Annotated in this window: 11 protein-coding genes; 2 read left to right on the forward strand and 9 right to left on the reverse strand. The window is 53.0% G+C overall.

Translation table 11 applies throughout. The annotated features are described in order from the left end of the window. Positions 1-9: 9 nt before the first annotated feature. Positions 10-1,188 carry an endo-1,4-beta-xylanase gene (locus P2W70_RS20665; RefSeq protein WP_276483420.1) on the forward strand — a complete coding sequence of 393 codons (1,179 nt, stop codon included), beginning with the start codon at positions 10-12 and terminating at the stop codon, positions 1,186-1,188. A gap of 63 nt (positions 1,189-1,251) precedes the next feature. Then, complete coding sequence (locus P2W70_RS20670; RefSeq protein ID WP_276483421.1) at positions 1,252-3,216, forward strand: sialate O-acetylesterase; 1,965 nt, start codon at positions 1,252-1,254, stop codon at positions 3,214-3,216. Positions 3,217-3,285: 69 nt separating this feature from the next. Here the strand turns inward: P2W70_RS20670 and galB are convergent, their stop codons facing one another. The 9 genes from galB to P2W70_RS20715 all read right to left on the reverse strand — a co-directional run bounded on the left by galB (position 3,286) and on the right by P2W70_RS20715 (position 19,819). Further along, on the reverse strand, positions 3,286-6,009 hold the full coding sequence (gene galB, locus P2W70_RS20675; RefSeq protein WP_276483422.1) for a beta-galactosidase GalB: 2,724 nt from the start codon (positions 6,007-6,009) through the stop codon (positions 3,286-3,288). 88 nt (positions 6,010-6,097) lie between these two features. Next, on the reverse strand, positions 6,098-7,783 hold the full coding sequence (locus P2W70_RS20680) for a glycoside hydrolase family 43 protein (protein WP_276483423.1): 1,686 nt from the start codon (positions 7,781-7,783) through the stop codon (positions 6,098-6,100). 114 nt (positions 7,784-7,897) lie between these two features. Then, positions 7,898-8,260 carry a hypothetical protein gene (locus P2W70_RS20685; RefSeq protein ID WP_276483424.1) on the reverse strand — a complete coding sequence of 121 codons (363 nt, stop codon included), beginning with the start codon at positions 8,258-8,260 and terminating at the stop codon, positions 7,898-7,900. Between the two features lie 73 nt (positions 8,261-8,333). Next, positions 8,334-9,953 carry a peptidylprolyl isomerase gene (locus P2W70_RS20690; protein WP_276483425.1) on the reverse strand — a complete coding sequence of 540 codons (1,620 nt, stop codon included), beginning with the start codon at positions 9,951-9,953 and terminating at the stop codon, positions 8,334-8,336. Between the two features lie 114 nt (positions 9,954-10,067). Further along, a complete protein-coding gene (locus tag P2W70_RS20695) occupies positions 10,068-12,218 on the reverse strand; it encodes an endo-1,4-beta-xylanase (RefSeq protein WP_276483426.1) in 2,151 nt (716 codons plus the stop codon). Positions 12,219-12,245: 27 nt separating this feature from the next. Next, on the reverse strand, positions 12,246-13,199 hold the full coding sequence (locus tag P2W70_RS20700) for a DUF5627 domain-containing protein (RefSeq protein WP_276483427.1): 954 nt from the start codon (positions 13,197-13,199) through the stop codon (positions 12,246-12,248). Positions 13,200-13,226: 27 nt separating this feature from the next. Next, on the reverse strand, positions 13,227-14,996 hold the full coding sequence (locus P2W70_RS20705) for a RagB/SusD family nutrient uptake outer membrane protein (protein ID WP_276483428.1): 1,770 nt from the start codon (positions 14,994-14,996) through the stop codon (positions 13,227-13,229). 32 nt (positions 14,997-15,028) lie between these two features. After that, a complete protein-coding gene (locus P2W70_RS20710) occupies positions 15,029-17,845 on the reverse strand; it encodes a SusC/RagA family TonB-linked outer membrane protein (RefSeq protein WP_276483429.1) in 2,817 nt (938 codons plus the stop codon). A 93-nt stretch (positions 17,846-17,938) separates the two neighbouring features. Then, complete coding sequence (locus P2W70_RS20715) at positions 17,939-19,819, reverse strand: RagB/SusD family nutrient uptake outer membrane protein (RefSeq protein ID WP_276483430.1); 1,881 nt, start codon at positions 19,817-19,819, stop codon at positions 17,939-17,941.

Below are 19,819 nucleotides of genomic sequence, written 5' to 3' on the forward strand. Positions count from 1 at the left end.
GCTTTACCCATGAACAAGATCAACAACATCACCATCGCTGCAACACTGGCCACGTTGATAGGCGCAGGATGCGCAGGCAAATATGCCAGTCAGACAGCCAGCCCTACCAACACGCAATCCGGTCATTCCACCAGCACAAAGACCGCACCCACTCCATCTTTGAAAAACACCTTCAAAGATGATTTCCTCATCGGCACAGCGCTCAACAATTTCCAGGTGAACGCACAGGATGGGAAACTAGCCGACCTGATACCGGCGCAATTCAACGCCATAACAGCTGAGAATGCCATGAAGGCACAACACCTGCAACCACGTTGGGGTGAGTTCCGTTTTGAAGCTGCCGATAAATTGATCGACTATGCGCAACAGCATCAGATGAAAGTAAACGGGCACACCCTCGTATGGCACAGTCAGATGCCATCCTTTGCCCGGCGCATCCGGAATGCCGACTCACTGCGCCAATTCTTCACCAGCCACATCGCCACGGTAGCCGGTCACTACAAAGGCAAAGTATATTCCTGGGATGTTGTCAACGAGGCACTCAACGAAGATGGCAGCCTGCGCAAGTCACCCTTCCTGAACCTGCTGGGCGAGCAATACCTGGAAGAGGCTTTCAAATTAGCGCAGCAGGCAGACCCCGGTGCCGAACTCTACTACAACGATTACAACATCGAACAACCGAAGAAAAGAGCCGGTGCCATTGCGCTGATCAAAAAACTGCAGGCGTCGGGCGCCCGCATCGATGGCGTAGGTATACAAGGCCACTGGCGCATCAACAATTTGCCGCTGGCAGAGATTGAAAAAAGCATCCTTGCCTACCATGCCCTCGGACTAAAAGTAATGTTCACAGAACTCGACATCAGCGTACTGCCCAATCCCTGGGATGCCAATACCGCCGATGTAAGCAACACCAGCACCACTAAAAAAGAAGGCATGAATCCTTACACAGCCGGATTGCCCGACTCTGTACATACCCAGCTCAGCCAGGCCTATGAACAACTCTTCCAGTTGTTCCTTAAGCACCGCGACAAGATCACCCGCATCACCTTCTGGGGTGTAGGCGACGGTCAATCCTGGCTCAACAACTTCCCCATTGGAGGTCGCACGAATTACCCGCTGTTGTTTGACCGGCAAAATGACCCCAAGCCTGCCTTCTACGCCGTGATTGGTGCCAAAAACAAATTGTAGTCGATACGACTTGGTTAAAGGAGTATTAGGAATATGCAACAAAATACAGTACGTTCGTCCCCTATGATACGATTGTTTACCAACACCCTACAAACCAGTCGACTGCTGCCTGCAGCACTGGCGATCACCACCCTGCTCGGCACACAAACCACCTCAGCCCAGGTGAAGCTACCCCGGCTGGTGCGTGACAGCATGATCCTTCAACGCGATACGAAGGTCAGCCTCTGGGGATGGGCCTCGCCCAAAGAAAAGGTCACTGTCCGCTTCAACAACAAGCGCTACACCACCACCACCGCAGCCGATGGCAAGTGGCGGCTATGGCTGGCTCCTACACCAGCCGGCGGCCCGTATATGATGGAGATTGCCGGCAGCAACAAGATCGAACTGAAAGACATACTCGTGGGGGATGTATACCTCTGTGCAGGCCAGTCCAACATGGTGCACCAGATGAACCTGCACAGTGTACGCTATGCCAATGACATCGCCACCGCCAACAACCCGCAGATACGCCAGTTCTGGATACCCTATGTCAATGACATGAACGCTACCCGTGCAGACCTCGCTGGCGGCAACTGGAAATGGGCCAATCCCGAAGATGTACGCAACTTCTCGGCCGTTGCTTATTTCTTCGCCCGCGATATCAACGAACGCTATAAAGTGCCCATCGGCATCATCAACGCATCTATCGGTGGCACCCCCATCGAATCCTGGATCAGCGAAGAAGCCCTGCAGACATTTCCTAACTTCGTCAGCACCATACAACGCAACAGAGATACCGCCTACATCAATACCCTGCAGCGTAATGCGTCAGCGGCCAACAAGCCCGGCCCGGTCAAAGACAAAGGACTTACCGGTCTCCAACATTGGTATGATCCCGCTTACCAGCCAAAGGCCTGGCGCGATATCGCCATACCGGGGTATTGGGAAGACCAGGGCATCAAAGACCTCAACGGCACCATCTGGTACCGCCGTGAAATAGACATTCCCGCATCGATGACCGGTAAGGAAGCACGCGTCTTTCTGGGCCGCATACACGATGCAGATGTATTGTACATCAATGGCAAACAGGTGGGCAACACCACCTACCTCTATCCGCAAAGAAGATACAATGTGCCGGCAGGATTGCTGAAAGCCGGCAAGAACACCTTCGCCATCCGCGTCAGCAATTTCAATGGCAAAGGTGGATTCGTGTCCGACAAACCATACTATGTATTTGCCGGCAACGACACGGTTAGTCTAACGGGTTATTGGCAATACAAAGTGGGCGAAGTATTTGAACCCGTGACCAACCCCGTGCCGCCACCGGTTGCTGCACAAAACCAACCCATGGCCAATTACAATGGCATGATCGCACCAATACTCAACTATACCCTCAAAGGATTTTGCTGGTACCAGGGCGAAACCAATGCGGGACGACCTGATGAATATGCAAGGTTGCAACCTGCCCTCATCGCGGATTGGCGCAGCCGGTGGAACCAGGGCGAACTGCCCTTCCTGTTCGTGCAACTGCCGGGTTATATGGATGTCAACTACCGCCCCGAAGAAAGTAGCTGGGCTACCTTCCGCGAAGCACAAAGAAAATCACTGTCCATTCCCAACACCGGCATGGCCGTCGCCATCGACCTCGGCGAATGGAATGATGTGCACCCCGACAATAAAAAATCGGTAGGCGATCGCCTGGCACTCGCTGCGCGCGCTATCGTATATGGAGAGAAGGGATTTGAATACAGCGGACCCATCTATGAGTCGGCCAGCGTAGAAGGCAACAAGATCGTCATCAGTTTTACCCATACCGGGGGCGGACTCATTGCACTCGACAACGAGCCACTCAGCAATTTTGCCATCGCCGGTGCCGATAAGAAATTTGTATGGGCCACTGCCAGGATCGAAAACGGCAAGGTGGTTGTATCGAGCGACCAGGTAACACAACCTAAATACGTTCGGTACGCCTGGTCCGATAATCCCGACAATCCCAACCTGGGCAACCAGGAGAGATTACCTGCGTCTCCCTTCCGCACTGATCAATAGACAAACAATATAATAACAAAAGGCGATTGCCGGGTACTCCGTCAATCGCCTTGTTATTTTCAACGAACATTATTTTGCCTGAATGTTGATCGTGCCGGCATTCAACCCATTCGAAGTAGCTTGTAGGGTAATGGTTCCTTTAAACCCTTTTTTTGCCCGCACGATTGCCAGCGCCAGTCCGCCGAAAGCCCGGCGTTCGGGCGATGCAAAACTAACGAGATCAGCTGGGTTGCCATTGTCTGTCGCGACCAGCTCACCCGCACCTGCCACGCTGAAGCGGATCGATGGTGCCGCATCGGGTACTACACGCCCCTCCTTATCCACCACACGCACGGTGATAAACGACAGGTCATCCCCATCTGCTGCAATCGTTTTGCGGTCAGCTTCCAGCTTCAGGCCGGTAGCCACACCGGTAGTGCGTATCACTTCACTGGCCCAGGACTTTCCGTCCTTATAGGTCTGCACCTTGAGGTCACCGGGTGTATACATCACACTGTCCCACCGGAAACGGTATTCATAAAGCCCTTTCTTTTTACGACCCAACGATCGACCATTGAGGAACAGTTCCGCTTCATCACCCGATGAGAACACATGCACGGGCGTCACCTTACCGGTACGGTCGGGCCAGTTCCAATGCGGCAGAATATGTGCCACCGGTAGATCGGGCCGCCAGCGGGATTGGTACAGCCAGAAACGATCTTTCTTAAAGCCAGCGAGATCGATGATACCACAATAAGAACTGCGGGCACCATAGTATGGGGTAGGCTCTCCAATATAGTCCCAGCCACTCCACACAAACTCACCGGCCACATACAGGTGTTTATCCTGCGAAGCAAATACCTTATCGGGCGAAGCGCCAAAAGCCGCTGTATACAATTCATACGCACTCACGAACTGAGCCACCGGGTTGCCCCCTGTAGAATCGCTCACAGGTGCGCTGATACCAGGCGTTACAGGAAACACATAAGTACCCCGCGTACTCAACGCCGAAGCGCTCTCGCTGCTGAAGATGAGCTTTTGCGAAAATGCGTCGTGGAATGCCGGATACAACGGCGTCGTACGAATACCCTTGAGATGGGCATAAGCCGGTGCATCCCGGATGCCTTCGCCCTGGTAGTTGAGACTAATAATATCCATCACCGCCGGAAAAGGCATGGTAGGTTTGGCATAGTTCATGGAAGCGGTGGCAGGCCGCGTAGGATCTTCGTCTTTGACGATGTCGTACAGTCGCTTTGCGACGATGGCACCGGAATCGGCCGTATACTGCTCGCCCACCTCATTGCCAAAACTCCAGGCAATCACGGAAGGATGGTTGCGGTCGCGGCGAATGAAAGAACGCGTATCGGCCTCGTACCAATCCGGGAAGATCAGGTGAAAGTCGAGGGGCGTCTTGCCTTTCTCCCAGCAATCGAATACCTCATCGATCACCAGGAAACCCATGCGATCGGTGAGGTCGAGCAATTCAGGAGCAGGCGGATTGTGCGCCAGCCGGATGGCATTGCAGCCCAGCTCGGCCAATAGTTCCAGTTGCCGCTCGGCAGCCCGCACATTGAAAGCACCACCCAGCGCCCCGAGATCATGGTGTTGATTCACGCCCTGCATACGCACCGGTGTGCCATTCACCAGCAAACCGTTGGTGGGGTGAAACTCCAGTGAACGGATACCGAATTTCGTTTCATACGTATCCACCAGCTTGCCGCCTACATACACCTGACTCACGGCTACATACATCGACTGAATGGCGGTGGGGCGTGGTCCCCATAATTTGGGATTCATGAGCACTATCGAAGCACTGGCCTTCCCTTTTTTACCGGCAGGCACGGTGGCAGACATCCGTTCAAAGCTGGCCACCTTACCACCAGGCTTACCCGTCAGCATATTGACCAGGTAGAGGTCGGTGGCCACTTCGGCTTGTGCAGCAGCACTACTGTTTTCGAGTTCCACCACCAGGTCCACCACGGCCGATTGCGCCGATACTTCTTTCGTGCGCACAAACGTGCCCCACTGCCCGATATGTACCGGACTTACTTTCGTCAGCCACACATTGCGGTACAAACCAGCACCCGGATACCAGCGGGCAGCATGATTGGGATTATCGATGCGGATGGCAAGTTGGTTATCGCCACCATATTGGATATAGGGTGTCAGATCAAGCCGGAACGAATTATAACCATACGGCCAGCCACCCACCAGCACACCATTCAGCCATACCATGGCGTACGACATGGCACCGTCGATATCGAGGTAAATGGATTTGCCCTGATCTGTAGCAGACACTGCCAATTTACGGCGATACCAGGCCACGCCTTGGATCGGCAATCGTCCCATGCCTCCACCAACGATAGCATTGGCTTCTTTGTAGAACTCTTTCGTGATCGCCCAGTCATGCGGCAGGTTCACCAGGTCCCAGCGGCTGTCATCAAATTGCGTATGCACTAAGGGGAAATTAACGCCAGGACTTACACCAGCCGGACGCCGGTGATGTTTCGCCGGGTCTTTGATAAATTCATTGGCCGTGGGCAATATCCAGGCTTTCAGGGCACGGGAGGACGACTGTCCCCTGCCCGATTCTGTAGCACGCGTATCCGCCACGATGTTGTCATTGCGATAACCCACCACGGGTCGCTCATCATAGACCAGCGAATCTCCCTCACCGGGGTACAGCATAAAGCGCCAGCCATCATTGATCCTGGTACGCTCCCGACCGGGTATTTGTGCATAGCTAACTGCAACCTGACTCACCAATACCAACAGCAGCGCAGCAGGTAATATTCTCCATCTAACAATCATCATAGTCCTCAATTTACCATAAACGGCCATAAATAACAAAGGGAGGATGAGACCATCCCCCCGTTCACTGCTAATAGGTGAAAAAGAAACTTTACTTGTTGTACATCGGATCATTGCCGCTGTAACGTAGATAAGCATATTGTGCCCACGAGGTAGAAGGCTTGCCCAGTGAAGTAGCATAGAGCGCAAAGAAGCAACCGGTAAATCCACCGGCCGTCCGCGTGCTCACATACTTCGCATCCACACCGCCCTGCAGCAACTTCCACTCACCTTTCTTTACCGCATACGAGAAATCATACGTGCCCCCTTTCGCATCGATCTTCAGTTGCACCGCACCAGGCTTACCCACCAACTCCTGCGACGCCAGCAGCTGCATCTCCTCCCCCTTGCGCCCCTTGTACAATTGCAACACCGGCTTCCCGGCTGCCACCGACTGACAGAGATAATAAAAATGGTTCTCCGCCTGGTACACCATAAAGCCGGCCTTTTCATGCTCTGCAGCGGCGGCAAAACGCAATTCCGTTTCGGCACTCGCATACAGGTGTTGTTGTCGTTTGCCTACAAAAGAAGGCACACCCATCTCCTGCACCGTGGCAGGTTTCAGCAACAGCGAGAGCCCCTTTTTATCGCGTTTAAAGGCATGACTATCTACCGACCGCAGGTACAACAAAGAAGGATCCCAGCTTTTGGCAAACTGTACCGTGTAGGAAAAATTACCGCTTTGCGGCAAAGCCCCCGCCTGCTTCACTTCCGGAAACCGAGCAGTATACTGGTACTGCACCTCGGTATGATCGGGATTGATCACCGGCCACTCGTCTTTCCATTGCACCGGGGCAATAAAAGTTTCCCGGCCGGTATTGTAATAATCGCCTTCATACGGACGACAGGCCAGGAAAATGGCATAGGTATTTCCATCCGGACCGTCCACGAATTGCGCATGGCCGGTAGACGTCACCGGATCTTTGCGATTGTCCGGCAATCCTCTTTGTGTTAATATGGGGTTCTTCTCATAAGGTACATATGGTCCCCATACCGATTTACTGCGAAAGACCACTTGCGAGTGGTTGACAGACGTGCCACCTTCCGCAGCAGACAGGTAATACCACCCATTGCGCTGCAACAGGTGCGGACCTTCGATCCATACGGGCTTCTTGCTGATATCAACGCCGCCATTCACCAATATCTTTTCTTCGCCGACCACCTTCAGGGCAACGGGATCGAATTCATACATACGTATGGTACGGTGACCCGGATACAATGATTTATGTTCCGGTGGATCACTGTTGTAGATGATGTAAGCCTTGTCATCGATAAAATGCACCGAAGGATCGATACCCCGTACGTCCTTTAGCCACACAGGATCACTCCAGGGACCCGCCGGATTGGTAGCGGTGATCACGAAGTTGCCGCCATCATCGATATTGGTACAGGCCAGGTAAAAAGTACCGTTGTGGAAACTGATACCAGGCGCAAACAATCCACGGGTCGTTCCCTGTTTCAGGAACTGCATCTGCGAGGGCCGGTCAATGGCATTGCCGATCTGCTTCCAGTTCTTGAGGTCCTTGCTGTGAAAGATGGGCAACCCCGGAAAATACGAGAAGGTAGAGTTCACGAGGTAATAGTCATTGCCCGCCCGCACAATACTCGGATCGGGATAAAAGCCTTGCAGGATCGGATTGGTGAAGGTTATAGACTGCGCCCGCAATACAGTAACTGAACAGGTCGCCACCAACAACAATACCACCAACGATCGGGTACTAGATCGGAAAAAATGCATGTGTTTCACTTTTGATAATTCTTTATTAAAAAAAGGCAACCCGGCCCTGAAAGGCCGGGTGCCCGGAACGAACAGGCTGTAGCAAAGATCAAATGATACTAAAACAATCGTCTGTTAGGGCATCCATTCCAGGATCGCCGTGCCATAACAATTTGATCCGGATAAATACATTTGAACATCTCCCCAATACTGGTACGAAAAAATGCCACCACTATAAGTTTGGGCACTCCAGCCGGGTGTAAACGTATGTTCCCCGATCAGCGTGCCGCCGCCATAAGCAACACCACTACCACCACCGGATCCGCCTGAAGGTGTCGTCCACGAAAGATCGAGTTTGATATAACTGCAATTCATATTAATATTCACCAGGGTACCGGCATAACCAACGGGTGGGCCGGCATATAAAGCCTGCTGGAACGCATAACTGCTCACAACAGATCCGATTAAAAGGGCAAACACGAAAAACAACTTTTTCATAATGTCAGGTTTTGAATAATTGAAAAATAACAGTATCCATTTGATCCGGCTAAGCCTGGCGTTATATGGATCGCTACTGGCTGTTGAACACCAGCAGGTCATTGAGTCGATTGATGCGAATAGGAAACGAGTCTTCCAGGTCCCGCAGCAGGTCGCGCTCCTTCAGCTGCAGCAGGCTTTGTCGCAGGTCCGAAGCAGCATATTTGAAAGGCATCGGCACCACACCTTGTTTGTGCAGCAAGCGGATCACCACATATTGTCCATCCGCCAGTACCGGCAGGGAAAAGTGTCCGGGCGTCAACCGATGAATGGCGTCAAACACCGCAGGAGCACATACGGTATCTGCCGTTCTGATCAGCAGCTCCTTGTTCAAGGCAACAGCCGGTGACTGGCTCCCTTCCGTTCGGCCCCTGGCGCTATCCAGCAACGATTGCCGGGCAGCCATGGCCGTGGCAAGATCGGGATAGCTATAGAGGGCTACGGTCGCTTGCTCAAAACTGTTCCGTGCCGGCTGATGCCGGTAGGCGTCCTGCACAGCGGCATCCGGTACCGATAACCGGGGATAAACAAAGGATTGCTTATAATGCTGTAGATAAAGAGCGCGTAAATAATGTTTTTGCTGCCACAGAAAAACAGGATCCTGCTGCATGCCCAGCGCATTCGCCTGGTCGTACAGGCTGATGCCGATCAGGTGGGCCGCCAGTAGTTTTTTGACATCACCAGCCTGCCGCAATGATCCGGCAAATACAGGTTGGTAACGAACCAGCTCCTGCAGGTCAGCCAGGGTAAACACTTGCCGGCTGTCCTGCCAGGAATACTCCATCAGCAACACACGGCTGTCAACACCCGGCCAGGCACGCCTGCCGGGGTCATACACCTGCGCCACGGAATGGATGGCCTCGTCATGATACACCGGCTGCATCCGTTGCATCACCTGTTCCTGGCTCCGCCAGATCTTATCTTCCTGCAACGCCATCAACAGTTCACCATAGATCGCCGCACTGTCTGTTGCAAAATCACGTGCAGCGGCCGGCCGATGTTCACGCACATACACTACGCACTGACCATGCAGGGTACGCACAGGGCCATATACCTTGCCCACCTGTGGGGCCACCAATGCTGGCAGGTAAACCGCCAGCGGTACAAAAGGGAAGCGACTCCAGCCACTGAAGGCCTGCGCACCTGGCTGCGCCAGTACCCGCCGCCGCAAAGCAGGCCAGGCCCCTTCGCCGGCAGCCTGCGCAACTGACACGCCCTCGGACGCCGGTGTGTTGCTGGTTTCCGGGTAGAATAAATAATCCAACCAATACTCCCGGTTACGCAGCACATACGCTTTTTTCAGCTCATCGTGCGACACCTGCAGCAGTGGTTTCACCTGTTTATTCCATAAATACCCATTGACCGACGATACCTGGTAACGTATTGCATAGGCCAGTTGCTGCTGCAACGCAACGATGGTATCGAACCGGTGCTCTGCAGCATAGGCGAGCACACGCGCCTCTTCTACCAACCGATCACGCAGTTCCACATCCGTCAGCTCCCGGTAACCGCCCTGCTGCCGCAATGCCTGCAACTCGTCTTCCAGCAGCGTATATTGTCCGGCCTGCAACACCACGGCATCGGCAGGTGCGGGTTGACATCCTGCACCTGCTAACACCAGTAGTATGAAATAAGCCACTAACGTTTTCCTCATGTAATGTCTTGATCAGGTGTACAGCACCTAAGCTCGTTGGCTTGTAATGAAGGGCCTTTATGCCTCTTGCATCTCCTACGTTACCTCGATGCCTCGTTGCCTTAATGCCTCGTATTACTTGGTATTCGCCTTCAGCGATTCCGCCACGGCGCCATACGCCAGTTTGCGTACATAAGATTCTGTCCATACGCCGATGGGCTCGCCGGCGCGCCAGCTCGAACTGGCCGGACTATCCAACGGACTCCACAACGTAATACCATACCGCTGTTTGGCAGGTATCAGTTCAAAGTATTTATCGATCACGTATTTGTACAGCTCCGCCTGCTTTTGGTAATGCTCGGCAGTAGCAGCCGTTGTCTTCACCCCTACGCCAAGGTCCAGCTCAGATATCTTGATCAGCTTGCCCGTCGCCGCCAGCAGCTTGAACATCTCGTCGATCTTCGCTTTGTCATTGCTGATACTGATGTGCATCTGCGTACCGATACCATCCACTTTAGCACCCTTGCTTTCGATATACTTGACATATTCGATCAGGCCGCGGCATTTGTCCAGGCTGTACTCGAGGTTATAATCATTGATGAACAGGATATCAGTCGCATTGCCATACTGGCGTGCCAGTTTGAAAGCGGTCACCCCATAATCTTTCCCGAGATAATCCTGCCAGTAAAACTCATCGGTCGCCAGTGTCCTGCCCACGCCTGTTTTCAATTCATAAGGCTTGCCATCATCCATGGGTTCGTTCACCACATCCCAGGCCTTCACCGTTGCCTTGCTGGCATCGAGCATACCCTTCATCCAGGTATCCAGTGCGCCACCGATCAGCATTGTTTTTTCTGCGGCACTCTTCTCGGCAATGGTGGTGCTGCCACCTGTCGCCTTGCTGTTCTTGAGTACCACATCGTCGATGTATACCGTGCCGGCAAATTCACCATAGCTGAAGATGAGTCTGCTACGGGTATCCGAAGTGGCCGTTGTCGCAATATTGACCTGTTTCCACTCCGTGGTAACATTCACCTGACCAAAACCATTGGAGGAATAGTCGGTGCTTTGCAGTTCCGGACGGATCACACCGGCAGCGGTACCTTTCACCCAGAAACTGAGTTCATAGGTTTCCCCATTGCTCAGGTTCGCGGCAAACGGATAACTCGTCTGCACATCCCAGTAATTGGCAGCCTTTGTAGGATTGGTCACAAAAAAGGCTTTGCCCTTATTGCCCACGCCCAGGCCATCGGCCGTCACACCGCGGGTGCTGCTGCCACCCCAGCCGCCCCAACCGGAGCCGCTTTCAAAGTCACCGCCTGTTACCAGGTTGGTAACAGCAGCCGTACCCTGCGTATCGTATACATAAAAATTATTGACATCCACCGTATAGGTAACCCCGGGCTTGTAGCCGAGGTCGAGGTGCAGTTTGATAGGTCCACCCGCGAAATCACTCAATTGAAAACGTATTTCTTTCCAGGAGATACCGGTGGTAAAAGTAGCGGTCGCCTTACCCGATTTCGACCAGTCGATAGCAGGCGTATTGTCTTTCATGCCTTCGAAAGCGATACGGCCTTCACCCGGCAGATCCGATTTGATGTACAACACCACTTCATATTTATGCGCGGTATTGACCGTGATCGAAGGAGTCACCAGTTGCAGGTCCGTCGCCGCAGTGCCAGTGCCTGCTACCAGTTTGAGCGACTTGGTTCCTGCCCCCATACCTCCATTATCAGCCACTGAAATACCAGCACCAGCGTTGGTCCGGTTCCAGCCGGTAAAACTTTTGTCTTTTAGTCCGGCCAGGTTCAGGTCATTGTTATAGGCAGGCGCCGTCACCACCAGGGGCGACAGCAAGCCATTCAGGTAACTGGCTTTTTGGTTTGCATGCCATACCAGGGTATGGCCATACACCGCCATATTGTTTTGGGTGGCCGTCTCGAGCAATGCCTTCACTTTTACCAGGTCCAGACTTCCATCTGCCTGCACCACGGCACCGTGCTTCATTTCATAACCCAGCACGATCTCATCGAAGTTCTTGTTGGCAAGCCGGTATTTAACCCCTTTATCAAGGTATTCCTGCAAGCCCAGCGCAACGCCCCATTTAAAATTGGGGTGTGCGCTACGGTTGATATAGCTTTTCAAAGCCGGGTAGGCATCCAGGTCTTCCTGCACGCTTACCGTAGCTGGTTTATCGACGGCGAAGGCAGGCGATTTATATTTGTTGCAGGCAGTCATCAGTGACAACACCGACATCCCTGCAGCGATCGTTAGTAGCTTTTGCATAACAAAAATTAAAAATGGCAGAATAGATTACTTCCTGACAGGTGTAAAGGTTTCCATGGTCACGGCCCTGTCGCGAATGACCAGCGTATCCGTGGCAGCCACCTGCATATCCGGTAAACTCACCGAATAGTTGAGGTAAAGCGCATCACGGTCCTTACCACCCCAACTGTTCTTCTCCCCTTTCTTCACAAACTGACCACTACCGGTTGCAGTGACGTTCGCAGTTCCGCTGGTAACGGTGCATTTGCCTGCATCATCGAAGCGCAGTAAAAGCGTGCAGTTGACGTTAATGCCGTTCTTATCCTTGTACACCACGGGAAACTCGATCTCCTTCCTGGCCCGGGTCGACAACTTGTTCACCTCATCGTCTTCCACATATTGCTTGTGACGCACGATGGTACTATTGACACTACCCGTGATGACATCCTTGCCGCGACGCAGGTAGTTACCGTGCCAGTCATTCACATATTTGATGGCATACAGCACAAAGCCTTTCCCAAACAGGATAGAGTCGGCAGCCGCCTTATCGGTCATGCGAACCGGGATCACATAGGTATTTTTGATCGCCTTGGGATCATTGAAGAAGGCCTCTGTCAACTGCACATCTACTGCACCCGTCAGACCACCTTTTTTGATCACGATACTGTTGGCGCTCAACTGAAAATAATTGGTGGGCATCGCCAGCACATCATCCTTACCGGCACCAAACAACATGCCGTTGCCCAGCAGGGAGGGGTCTACGACGATGGGAATGTTGATGTCTTTTTTACTATAGTATACCCCACCCGTGGCCGCCACGATCTGGCATTTGCCCTGATTATCGAGGTCTGTGTTGAAAACATCTTCACCGAAAGTGATCGTACGTACCGGGTATTGGTACGCGAAATACACCGTCTGGAATTCAAAATCCGGGAACTCTGCCTCTTTATTACAGGCCGACAGTACAAACAGGCCCAGCAGTGGTAAAAGCAACTTTTTCATTATTACGATTTTCAAGGTCATTATTAATTAGCGCCATCCCTGGTTTTGCTCCAGTGCACCAAACTTCAGGATCTCACCGTAAGGTATCGGGCCATAGGTCGTGAAGGGTTGAAACTGGCGTGTCTCTACATCGATCACCGAAGGCACGTTGTTGCGGATGCTGATCCCCTTGGCCGTTTCGGTCAGCGGCGCTTTCCAGCGACGCAGGTCCCAGAAGCGGAAACCTTCGAAGCACAGCTCCAGCCGTCGCTCGTTGCGTATCAGGGTGCGCATGCGATCCTTGTCACCCTTTATCGACTCCAGGTACGCGTCACCATTGGTCAACCCAATACCGGCCCGTTTGCGGATGGCCTTGATCACATCATACGCAGAGAAAGCACTGTTGCCGGTTCCCATCGGGCCCCAGGCTTCATTGGCAGCCTCCGCATAGTTCAGGAAGATCTCGGTGTAACGGATATGGGGTTTATAATGACGTTGGTTATTGGCCGAGTTGGGGTTCAGGTTCACATCCTGACGCAGCAGCTTACGCATGTAATAACCGGTACGGGTAGAGGTCTCCACTTTGTTGAGGGCATCATTGGTAGGCCCATCCACCGCCGTATTGATCACCGTACTGGAAGGCCCCGCAGTACCACCATTGACCAGCACATAGGTCTTGAGGCGTGGATCACGGTTATTGTAGGGATTGGCGGCATCGTAACCGCTGGCACCCTCTGCGATCGGATAACCGGTCAGTGTCGGGAAAGCGTCCACGAGGTTTTGCGTGGGGTTCAACCGTCCGCTGCCAAACAGGCTGGGCGGAAAATGTTGCTGCTCCAGGTCGCGGCTATCACCATGATTATTGCGCCACAGGATCTCGGCGGGATTGGCACCGTCTGCCAGACCGGCAATCTCACTGGTATTCGCATACCAGGTGAGTCCGTTGGCGGCCAGCCCGGTGATGCCACCCTTCATGGTCAGCAATTCGCCGGCATAGTTGGCAGCATCGGCCCAGGTGCCGCTATTGCCCGCCGCAAAGGCCGGACTGGCAGCCAGCAAAGCCGCTTTCGACCGAATGGCTTTCACGATCCGGCCAGAGACGAGCCCGCGGAAGTTTACACCCAGCGCCCGGTTGTATTGTTCTGCCGTGACCGTACCAAACTTGCCCGGTACCTGCGATGCATTGTTCACATTTTCAAAATCGAGTGGCAATAAACTTTCAGCAGTCGTCAGGTCACTATAGACCTGCTTCATACAAGCCTCGAAGGTGGCGCGCGGCTGGTTGAAGTTGGCATCGCTGCCCTGCGGCTCCAGGATGAGGGGCACACCCAACAGGGTACCACTCTCGCCGATACCGGCATGCGTTTGCAGCAAATGGTAGTACAGCAGCGCACGCAGGCCATACGCCTCGCCCTTCACACGCATACCAAACAACCGGCTCACGGTTTTATCCGTCGCCCATTGCACGGTATCCACATCCTTCAGCAGGATATTGATGTATTGGATGCCGGCAAACGCGTTTGTCCACTGGCTGATAGGATTGTTGTTGGCCGTCCACTGACCATTGGCCATTTTAAGCAGACCATTGGTCTGGTCATTCGTAACGGCGTCATCCGTGGCCACATCGTTAAATGACCAGCTGTTGGTAGGTATACGGTTGTACCCGTTCAGCAAAATGCCGAAAGGAAAACGTGCGTCGTTGGGTACGTATTGATTCGGGTTCAGGTCCCGGTTATTTTCGATTTCGGGCACCAGCAGGTCCTTACAGCTACTCAGCAGGACCGCCGCGATCGCCAGCATCAGGGTTGTTCTTTTCATATGCATTTATTGATTGGCCGGCAGGCCACGGTTTAAAAAGATGCGGTCACGCCCAGGTTAAACAATCTGGTTTGTGGCGCACTGCCTACATTCATTTCCAACACCTCCCGCTCGCCGGAAAGGGTCAACAGGTTGAAGCCACTGATGTATACACCCAGGTCCTTGATGAAGTCCTGTCCTTTCAATACGTCAGTCAGCTTATACGATACCTGCACTTTCGCCAGGTCAACCCGGTTATTGCTGTACAACCAGAAATCGGAAGCACGGAAATTGTTATCGCTGTTGAAGGTCGTAAGGCGCGGATACTTCGCGGTTGCCGCCGTTTGCGGTGTCCAGCGGTCACGTACTACGACGGAATATTTATCCTCGCCATCTACCCAGAAATAAGAGCTGTTCTTCATCGCATACGCGCCAAAACGGCCAACGGCCACTGCCAGTACGGAAAGGTTTTTCCATTTCGCGCTCAGGTTCAGCCCCAGTGTCAGGGGAGCCCCGCTCCAACCGCCACGACCCAGGTATACCTCATCGCGGGAGTCGATCACGCCATCTCCGTTCTGGTCCTTGTATTTGATATCGCCGGGCTTCACAGCTCCAAAGGTCTGCGAGGGCGAACTGGTGATATCTGCTGCATCTTTGAAGAAGCCCAGGTTTTGCAAACCCCAGATACCATCGAGTGGTTTATCGGCGCGGTATTGGTAAGCGTCTTCAAATACTTCGGCCCGTTGTGTGGCTTTCGTATTGTAATAGGTGCCGGCCAGTCCGAGTGTCCAATCCACTTCACCCAGTTTTTTATGGGCGCGTACATTGAAGTCGAAACCAACGCGCTGGTCATTGTTGTAATTCACGTAGGGAATGAAAGAAGAAACAGGCCAGCCCGTCGTGAAATAAGAAGGGAACAATACACCCGCCTGGATCAGGTTACCCGTGATCCGGTTGGCAAATACATTGGCATCCACTTGCAACAGGCCCTTAAAGAAAGAACCTTCTACGCCGAGGCTCACCTCTTCGCGCTTGGGGAAGGTCATATCGGTATTGTTACCCCTTCTCGATTCGGTGGCCTGGATACCACTGCCATCCTTCCAGCCATACCAGCTGCCCAATACCGTGTAAACACCCTGGTACAAATAGTAGTTGCTGATATCGAGATCGGTATGCAGGATGCCTGCTGAAGCCGTGAGGCGCAGATCGTCCACCACCTGGCTGCCACGCAGGAATTTTTCGTTGCTCAGGCGCCATCCCAAAGAAACGGTTGGAGAGATCGCCGAACGATTGCCCTCCGGCAGGCGCGCACTGTGCACCACGGCACCGCTGAAGTCGAGGTAATAAGTTTGCTTGAAGTTATAGCCGAGCTGCAATCCGATATTGGCATTGCTCGTGGCGTGGTATACCGCCGATTCTTTCTGCTGCCAGCCATTCACCAGCAACACCGCCGACAGGTTGTGTATGCCTTTGATGCTGTTCACATAATTGAACTGGCCCGTAGCCCAGATCGTTTGGCGGTACCAGTTGTTGCTCACGTTTTGGACACCGGTAGAAGCATCCTGCCCGAAGGGTGCCAGGTTGCTGACCAGGTCCACGCCCGAATACGTATTCCAGGTAGGCGCATATACCGTATAGGAATTATTGAAAGCCAGGTTATACGATGCGTTGTAATCCACCGCAAACGCCCCCCGGAAGGTCAGCCCCTTCAACACATTGCGCAAATCAGCATTGACGCCGGTATTGAACTGGAACTGACGGCTGGTATACTTGTTGTTGCCACCCGCATAGATCGCGGCAAAAGGATTGGTTTGATCGAGCTGCGTGCCCCCCAGCAGGTAACGGCCATCGATGATATGGTTGCTGTTCTTCACATACACCTGGGAAGCCTCATCTTCCGGTTCGATCATATCGAGCGGAATGAGCGGCGTAAAGCGGTGCGGACGAAGGGTAGATGCGCTTTGCCAGTAATTGGTATTCACGCCCTTGCCGGTATAAAAAATAGCGGTCGCGTCCACATTGCAGGTTATATAGTCGTTGAGAGTGATGTCCACATTACCACGCAGGTTCAGACGGTCGCTACGGTCATTGCGGATAGCTTCGCCAAAATTGAGCAGCGAACCGGCGGTATTGTATCCCACATTGGTGTAGTACCGCGCTCTGTCGTTGCCACCGGAGATCTCGGCCGTCGCATCATACCGCCCATACGCTTTCTGCAGGTACTGATCCGAATAATAATCCACATTGGGGTAGCGGAATACGTTTTTGCCCGATGCATAATTGTAGATCGTCTCGGGCGTGTACAGGTCCGCCAATCCATCATTGCGCCTGGCTTCATTGTACAAGGTCATGTATTCGGCCGATCCCAGGTATTCGGGATAATCTTTGGGAACATGCAAACCGGCATTCACCCGGATATCGATCTTCTGGGCGCCGGGCAAACCACGTTTGGTCGTAATGTACACCACCCCTTTGGCAGCCCTACTGCCATAAAGCGCTACGGCATTGACACCCTTCATGAAGGTGATCTTGTCGATCTCCGTAGGCAACACGTTGGTCGCCTCACGGGGCACCCCATCGATCACCAGCAGGTAGCTACCCATGCCCCACATACTGTTGCCATTAAAGCCACCAGCCCAGGCATCCATGTTTTCCAGGCTATAGGTCATATAGTTTTTCTTCAGCTGACTGGCTACATCGACCACCAACACGCCACCGAGCACATCTTTTTTCTCCACACGGCGAAACGCTACCTGTACCCGGTTGTCGGCAACGACGGGTGTCGCAGTTTCACTGCTGTCCTGTGCGGTCGCTGCCGGCCCCATCGCCGCCAGCGTACTTGCCAGGATCAGTATTTTTATCTGTTTCATGAATTAGTTAGTTAAGATTAATTAGGAACCTTTTGTCTCTCTCGCTGCCTCTATGTCCCGACGAATGTCGGGATTGCCTCGATGCCTTTCTCCCTACCACCCTGGGTTTTGCTTAAACTCTATGTACAGGTTGGCGTCGGCATTTTTCAACGGGAGCCAGTAATGCTTTTCCGTGAATTTCCTTTCCAGGATCGTTACCTCACGCAGGTTCAGTACGCGGTTGTTCTTCGGATCGGCCGGATTGAAACCCGGAGCCCGGTCAAACTCAACCGACTTCTTCAGCGTATACGGCGCATCGATAAACAACATCCAGCGACGCAGATCATTGAAGCGGTGACCTTCGAACGAAAGCTCTACCGCACGCTCCCGGCGCACTTCCGGCATAAAGGATTCCAGCGATCCGGTAAACTGGGCCGCCACATGCCCCGCACCCGCGCGGTCGCGCAATACATTGATGGCTTCTAAAGCCGTCTTACCATAATTGGTCGACTTCCCGGCAGGGCTGCCATAGCCCTGCGCAGCCGCTTCGGCATACATCAGGTAGGCATCGGCCAGGCGCATATAAGGCACGTGAATGTTCAGGCCCTTGTCATACGAGTAACCCTGGTCATGTTTATTGGAAGTGATGGGAATGAATTTGTACAACAGGTAGCCGGTACGACTGCCCGTACTTACATCCCGGTAAGTACCACCCGTAAACAGGTTCGCATAACGGTTGGATTCAACAGGCGCAGTACCCTGAATACATTTAACACCGTCGTACACGAAGTCGTTGTAGAAACGGGGATCGCGGTTGCGCCAGGGATATTGCGGATCATACCCCGACTCGGCATCGGCCTTGGTAATATCTTTGATGGGCAAGCCATTGGCCATACCATAGTAATCTACATAATTCGCGGTAGGTGCAAAGGTGATCGACTCGTCTACCAGGATTCCCGTAGGTCCATACTGCGCAGCCGTATTATACGTCGATTGGTGCGCCGCATAATAAGGCCCGCGGAAGATCGCCTCGGTACCACCCGGCATCGCAAAATTCTGGCCGGTCGTATAAAAGTTGTTGTAGTATTTGGCAAACTCCTGCAGCTTGTAAGGCGCCTCGCCTACTTCACACAATTGCAGCAATTCACCCAGGGCGGTTGCCGCTTTCTTGCAGTACTCTACATTATAGGTTTTGTTGCCGGTCGATACATAGTTCATCAGCGGACTACCGGCCCACAGATAGTTCTTACCCAGGTAGCCCAGCGCCATGATCTTGTTGATCCGCAGCTGGTTTTTGCCGAGTGTACGTTTACCAGCCGTCGTGTTGTCCCAGTTGGTGGGCAATAACCTCGCCGCTTCGGCAAAATCAGCACCAGCCTTGTCGGCACACTCGCTGTATTTGAGGCGCGGCAGGGTCAGCTTCTCATCACCGGGCAATACTTTATCGATATAAGGTAAGCCACCGAAATATTGAATGAACATGAAGTGGAACCAGCCACGGAAAAACAGCAACTGGCCTTTGATCAGGTCTTTCTCCTCCTGTGTGGCATCGGTCAGTTTCTCCATATTCTCCAGGCCCATATTGCATTTGCGGATGCCATACCAACCCAGTTTCCACAACGATTTGTTGAAGCGGTTGTCGTTGGTACTGGTGGTGTTGCGGTCCATCCAGCCGGCCTGCCAGCCGTCATACTGCGCCTGCCAGCCCCAGAAATCACCATTGTCGATCTTCACGACAAAATGGAAATCCCGCACCGTACCCTGGATCTCGTCTTCGCCCCAGTTCCAGCAGTTGGTCCAGTAGGCATTGGTAAAATCAGGGATACAGTGGTATAGTTCTTCTGTAAAACCTTGAAAATTCGTAAAGTTCTTAAAAGCATTCTCTGCCGACACGATCGATTGCGGCTCCCGGTCGAGGAAGCGTTTGCAGCCACCCAGGCCACACACCGTACCCAACACACACAGCAACAGCAAAGGCTTGATATATTTTTTCAT

Source organism: Paraflavitalea pollutisoli (assembly GCF_029360705.1).
Lineage (GTDB): Bacteria > Bacteroidota > Bacteroidia > Chitinophagales > Chitinophagaceae > Paraflavitalea > Paraflavitalea pollutisoli.